The 682-nt window shown below is 46.3% G+C and carries 2 protein-coding genes; both read left to right on the forward strand.

The genetic code is table 11. From position 1 onward, the window contains the following. The coding region (locus NA197_RS23380; RefSeq protein ID WP_000397091.1) for a hypothetical protein at nucleotides 1-193 on the forward strand (193 nt) is incomplete at its 5' end. Continuing rightward, on the forward strand, nucleotides 150-608 hold the full coding sequence (gene tnpA, locus NA197_RS23385; protein WP_000502119.1) for an IS200/IS605-like element IS200F family transposase: 459 nt from the start codon (nucleotides 150-152) through the stop codon (nucleotides 606-608). The genes NA197_RS23380 and tnpA, both read left to right, overlap by 44 nt. Nucleotides 609-682: the final 74 nt, after the last annotated feature.

A 682-nucleotide genomic window follows, 5' to 3' on the forward strand; every position in this document is an offset into this window, starting at 1 on the left:
TTTTTTGTCTATGGAAAACCCCCAGCTAGGCTGGGGGTTCCGGAAAGCTTTCAGCTTTAAGCCAGTTATTAAAACCCCTTTTGATTTGTTAAAACATCTTGCGGTCTGGCAACTGCAAAAGTTCAACAAGAAATCAAAAGGGGGTCCCAATGGGGGACGAAAAGAGCTTAGCGCACACCCGATGGAACTGTAAATATCACATAGTTTTCGCGCCCAAATACCGAAGACAAGCGTTCTATGGAGAGAAGCGTAGGGCAGTAGGCAGCATATTAAGAAAATTGTGTGAATGGAAAAACGTACGAATTCTGGAAGCGGAATGTTGTGCAGATCATATTCACATGCTTCTGGAGATCCCGCCGAAGATGAGTGTGTCGAGCTTCATGGGATATCTGAAGGGTAAAAGTAGTCTGATGCTTTACGAGCAGTTTGGGGATCTAAAATTCAAATACAGGAACAGGGAGTTCTGGTGCAGAGGGTACTATGTCGATACGGTGGGTAAGAACACGGCGAAGATACAGGACTACATAAAGCACCAGCTTGAAGAGGATAAAATGGGTGAGCAATTATCGATCCCTTATCCGGGCAGCCCGTTTACGGGCCGTAAGTAACGAAGTTTGATGCAAATGTCAGATCGTATGCGCCTGTTAGGGCGCGGCTGGTAAGAGAGCCTTACAGGCGCATC

It is taken from the genome of Salmonella sp. NW884 (assembly GCF_051700745.1).
In the GTDB taxonomy this organism is placed as follows: Bacteria; Pseudomonadota; Gammaproteobacteria; order Enterobacterales; family Enterobacteriaceae; genus Salmonella; species Salmonella enterica.

Excerpts from the sequence above, each read along its gene's own strand:
- tnpA (WP_000502119.1), top strand. The coding sequence starts at position 150 with ATGGGGGACGAAAAGAGCTTAGCGCACACCCGATGGAACTGTAAATAT.